Source organism: Lishizhenia sp. (assembly GCF_033720595.1).
Taxonomy (GTDB): Bacteria; Bacteroidota; Bacteroidia; order Flavobacteriales_D; family Crocinitomicaceae; genus Lishizhenia.
Genome location: NZ_JAWWCF010000208.1, coordinates 1 through 4587 on the forward strand (window position 1 = coordinate 1; position 4587 = coordinate 4587).

Genomic DNA, 4587 nt, shown 5'->3' on the forward strand with positions numbered 1-4587 from the left:
AACTGGATTGTATTTACAATTCAAGAGTATGGGACAAGGGAAGAGAAATACACTATGCTGTATATCTAAGAAAATAAGACGTATATGCTATCATACATTTCATACTTACTAAGACTTCCTAAAAAGAGTACTAACTAATAAACAATACATTGAAATCAACATATACATTATTCATCCTATCAATTATTATATCCTGTTCGTCAACGAAACATTTACCTCATGAACAAATCATTGGCACGTATATATCTAATGACATTTTTTACGGTGTTTCTGAGGAGATTGAATTAAAAGCAAACCAAGGCTTTGAATACAATTGGGACCAAGGATTGCTTGAAGGAAGCACTTTTGGAAAATGGAAAAGAGAGGGGAATTATATCATTTTAAATAGTAATAAACAAGTAAATGAAGTTCCTCCCTTTGAAATTATCGAAACCAAAAAGTACAAATCAGAAATACTTACCTTAAAGGTGTTGAATCCAAATAACGAAGGACATGCTTTTGCCAAGTGTGCGTTAAAAAAGGATACAATTATTTTATCTGGGAAAATAACAGATCTAGAAGGAAGGTGTAGATTTGATAAAGTAACGGCAGATAGTCTAATTATCAGTGCTTATGGATATAACACGATTCGTATACCGCTGGATTCTACATTTTCATCACTTACATTGAAATTGGTGGAAGATTTTGATACATATAGATACTTTACAAATGAAAAGTGGAAGTTTAAAAAAGGAAGACTCTACGATACCTCAAAACGAAAAGGTCATGCGTCGAGGAAATACTACTACCAAAAAATAAAATAACGCCAACTACAAAAGTTACAATATATCTAAAAGTCTAAAAAAAGGGACTAATCCATTATTTTCAATCTGTACATTTCAACGAACTTTTTAAATGCTTATATTGGTTGAGAACTTGGGATTCTCTATTATGTTGGAAGGATAAACACAATTATGTTTATTTGGATGTTAAGTCACTGAAAAATCACAACGATAATTGCAAACATTAGTCATCAATACCAGACCCATTCTACCCTATTGGATTACACTTATGGGAACTTCGTTCGCGTGCATACAAGTCATCTTTAAATTTGTGGAAAACATTGAAACAGCCCTTTCCCTACTCATCGTGGTTGTAGTTATGTATCTAGGTCATTTGTTCGCAAAATTTTTATTTGACGGAAAGTTAGCCGTGACTTTTTCTAAACACACCCTTATCTTTAACTGGCAACGAAAGCCTGTTATTACAAAAAGAGTCTTCCAAGAAATAAGTATTAAAGACATCCAATCTTACGTCTATCATGATTACAGAGGATATATAACGGTCAAAATTAAAATGACAGATGGATCAATAACTAGAATTGAATGCCCTTCCCCATCGAACCTTAAGCATACAGATTTAGGTAAACTACTTAGTGAACTTAAAATAATTACAAAGCGGAACGGTTAAAATAATACTCTCCAATCATAAATTCACGTAAAACTCAACTTCAACCTCTCTAGAAATCTAGAACTCTAGCCATCTAGATGTCTAAACAAAAAAGAGAGTGCCCTTTTCGAACACTCTCTCGTCATCATCTATATTTTTTGTCTACTATTTTGTAAACAACATCTCTCTCAATTTTGGGAAAGGCCATAACTCATCGTCTACTAACATTTCTAATTTGTCAGCGTGGTAACGAATATCGTCAAAGAATACTTTCACTGTATCACAGTAAGCGGCTGCCTTCTCTCCAATGTTTTCAATGTTGTTGGCAACTTTTCTTGCTGCTAACATTTCATCACATAAAGACTTCATTTTGTTCAAGTGCATAGAAATTTCTTTCACCATGTCTAATTGAACTTTAGAAGCTTCTGTAGCATCTCCTCCTAAAATATCATTCAATCCTTGGATGTTCTTGATCAACCTGTTTTGGTAATTGATTACAGAAGGAATGATGTGGTTTTGCGCCAAATCATTGATCATTCTTGCTTCAATCTGAACTCTCATGATGTAAGATTCAAATTCAATTTCCTGACGTGCTAATACTTCACGCTCTGAGAAAATGTTTAAGTCTTCGAATAATTTGATTGTTTCTGGACGCTCCCAAACTTGTAATGCTCTTGGCGTATCTTTCAAGTTAGATAATCCTCTCTTTTCAGCTTCAGCAACCCACTCGTCACCGTAACCATTCCCTTCGAAACGGATTTTCTTAGACTCCTTAATCAATACTTGTAATTCTTTCAAGATTGCTTCGTCTTTGCTATCACCACCTTCGATTCTAGCGTCAACAGCTTTCTTAAACAATCTCAACTGGTTCGCCATAATCGTGTTCAAAACGATCATAGACTGAGAACAGTTTGCCAAAGAACCTACCGCTCTAAATTCGAATTTGTTTCCTGTAAATGCGAAAGGAGAAGTTCTGTTTCTATCTGTGTTATCTAATAAGATTTGAGGAATTTTACCGATGTTTAATTTCAACTCCGTTTTATCCTCTGGTGTCATCTTACCAGCTTTAACGTTTTCTTCTAAATCATCCAAAGCCTTTGTTAACTGAGACCCGATGAACGCAGAGATAATTGCTGGTGGCGCTTCGTTAGCTCCTAAACGGTGATCGTTAGATGCTGATGCAATAGCCGCTCTTAATAAGTCAGCATTATCGTGAATTGCTTTAATTGTGTTCACGAAGAACGTTAAGAACTGCATGTTGCTCTTAGGGTTCTTACCTGGTGCTAACAAGTTCACTCCTGTGTTTGTAGAAAGTGACCAGTTGTTGTGCTTACCAGAACCGTTCAATCCTGCGAATGGCTTCTCGTGTAACAATACCCTAAAGTCGTGCTTACGCGCAATCTTCTCTAACAAGTCCATCAACAATTGGTTGTGGTCGTTAGCCAAGTTACACTCTTCAAAGATAGGTGCACACTCAAACTGGTTAGGTGCTACCTCATTGTGACGAGTTGTTACAGGAATACCTAAACGGATTGCTTCGTTTTCGAATTCTCTCATGAAAGCTACTGCTCTCTCTGGAATAGAACCGAAGTAGTGGTCATCTAATTGTTGACCTTTTGCAGGAGAGTGTCCAAATAATACTCTACCTGTCATTTGCAAGTCAGGACGTGCATTGTACAATGCTTTGTCGATCAAGAAGTATTCTTGTTCCCATCCTAATGTTGCGATTACTTTATTTACATTCTTATCAAAGTACTGACAAACGTCAACCGCTGCTTTATCAACTTCGTGTAATGCTTTTAATAAAGGCATTTTAAAGTCAAGCGCTTCACCTGTGTAAGAAATAAAAATCGTTGGAATACATAAAGTTTTCCCGATTACGAAAGCTGGAGATGATGGATCCCATGCTGTGTAACCTCTTGCTTCGAAAGTATTACGAATACCTCCGTTCGGGAAAGATGATGCATCTGGCTCTTGCTGAACCAATAAATCACCGTCAAATCTTTCAATTGCTCTACCTGGACCAACTGGCTTAAAGAAAGCATCGTGCTTCTCTGCAGTGGCTCCTGTTAAAGGTTGGAACCAGTGTGTGTAGTGTGTAGCTCCTTTAGAAATAGCCCAGTCCTTCATTGCTGAAGCAACTTGGTCAGCAATACGTCTATCGATACGCGCTCCTGAACTGATCGCTTCTTTAATAGATTTGTATGCTTCTTCTGGTAAATACTCACGCATCACCTCTAAGTGGAATACGTTTTCACCAAAAATCTCAGAGATTCTTGTTACTGGTTCTGAGTGCTTAGGCGTTCTGTGAAGAACATCTTGGTAAGCCTTTTTTCTAATAGATGACATTTGAAAAATTTTAATTTTGGGCAAATATACACCATTTTATTCTCCTCACAACATTAATTTATTGTAAAATTAAAAACACCCCCTTGTTGAAAAGGGGGTGTTTTAATATTTGTAGAGATTTTTCAATTCCACCCCCTAATTAATCGGGGTGTTTTATCATCTGCTTAATTTCTATTTCAAATTAAAGTGTTTTTCTGCTTTATCTGCAATTTGTCCACCTATAGCCAATGAAGCCGTAGCTGCCGGAGAAGGTGCATTTAATACGTGAATAGAGTTTTCCATGTATTCAATACGGAAATCGTCACGTGTATCACCATCTTGTCCTAATAATAAAGCACGCACTCCAGATCTACCTGGGCGAATATCATCCATAGTTAAAGAAGGAATAAGTCCTTGTAAGGTTTTCAAGAATAACTTTTTAGAAAATGCTCTTCTGTATTCATCAATACCAAATTTCATATTGTTAAAGAACAATCTCCATGTACCTCCGTAACTTAAAGCGTCAACGGTATCTTTAAAACTGAAATCTGTTTTTCCATACCCTTCTCTTTTAAATGTAAACACGGCATTAGGTCCACATTCTATTTCACCATCTGTCATACGCGTAAAGTGTACACCCAAGAACGGGAAATCTGGATTCGGAACAGGATAGATTAAGTTATTTACTTTGTGTTTCGCCTGATCGGTTAACTCGTAGTAGTCACCTCTAAACCCAACTACCTTTTCTTTTAAGTCCACCCCATCTTTCTTGGCCATTCTATCAGCTTGCAATCCTGCACAGAAAATCAAATGTTTTGCTTCGTATTTAGT

Annotated in this window: 3 protein-coding genes; 1 reads left to right on the forward strand and 2 read right to left on the reverse strand. The window is 36.5% G+C overall.

All coding sequences use genetic code 11. From position 1 onward, the window contains the following. Positions 1 to 149: 149 nt before the first annotated feature. Complete coding sequence (locus tag R3333_RS12560; RefSeq protein WP_318959121.1) at positions 150 to 803, forward strand: hypothetical protein; 654 nt, start codon at positions 150 to 152, stop codon at positions 801 to 803. A 790-nt stretch (positions 804 to 1593) separates the two neighbouring features. Here R3333_RS12560 and R3333_RS12565 read toward each other — a convergent pair. After that, positions 1594 to 3777 (reverse strand): glutamine synthetase III, encoded by a 2184-nt coding sequence (locus tag R3333_RS12565; protein ID WP_318959122.1) that lies wholly within the window; start codon positions 3775 to 3777, stop codon positions 1594 to 1596. Positions 3778 to 3948: 171 nt separating this feature from the next. Further along, on the reverse strand, positions 3949 to 4587 hold a 639-nt coding region (locus tag R3333_RS12570), incomplete at its 5' end, for an FAD-dependent oxidoreductase (protein WP_318959123.1).

Excerpts from the sequence above, each read along its gene's own strand:
- R3333_RS12565 (WP_318959122.1), bottom strand. The coding sequence starts at position 3,777 with ATGTCATCTATTAGAAAAAAGGCTTACCAAGATGTTCTTCACAGAACG.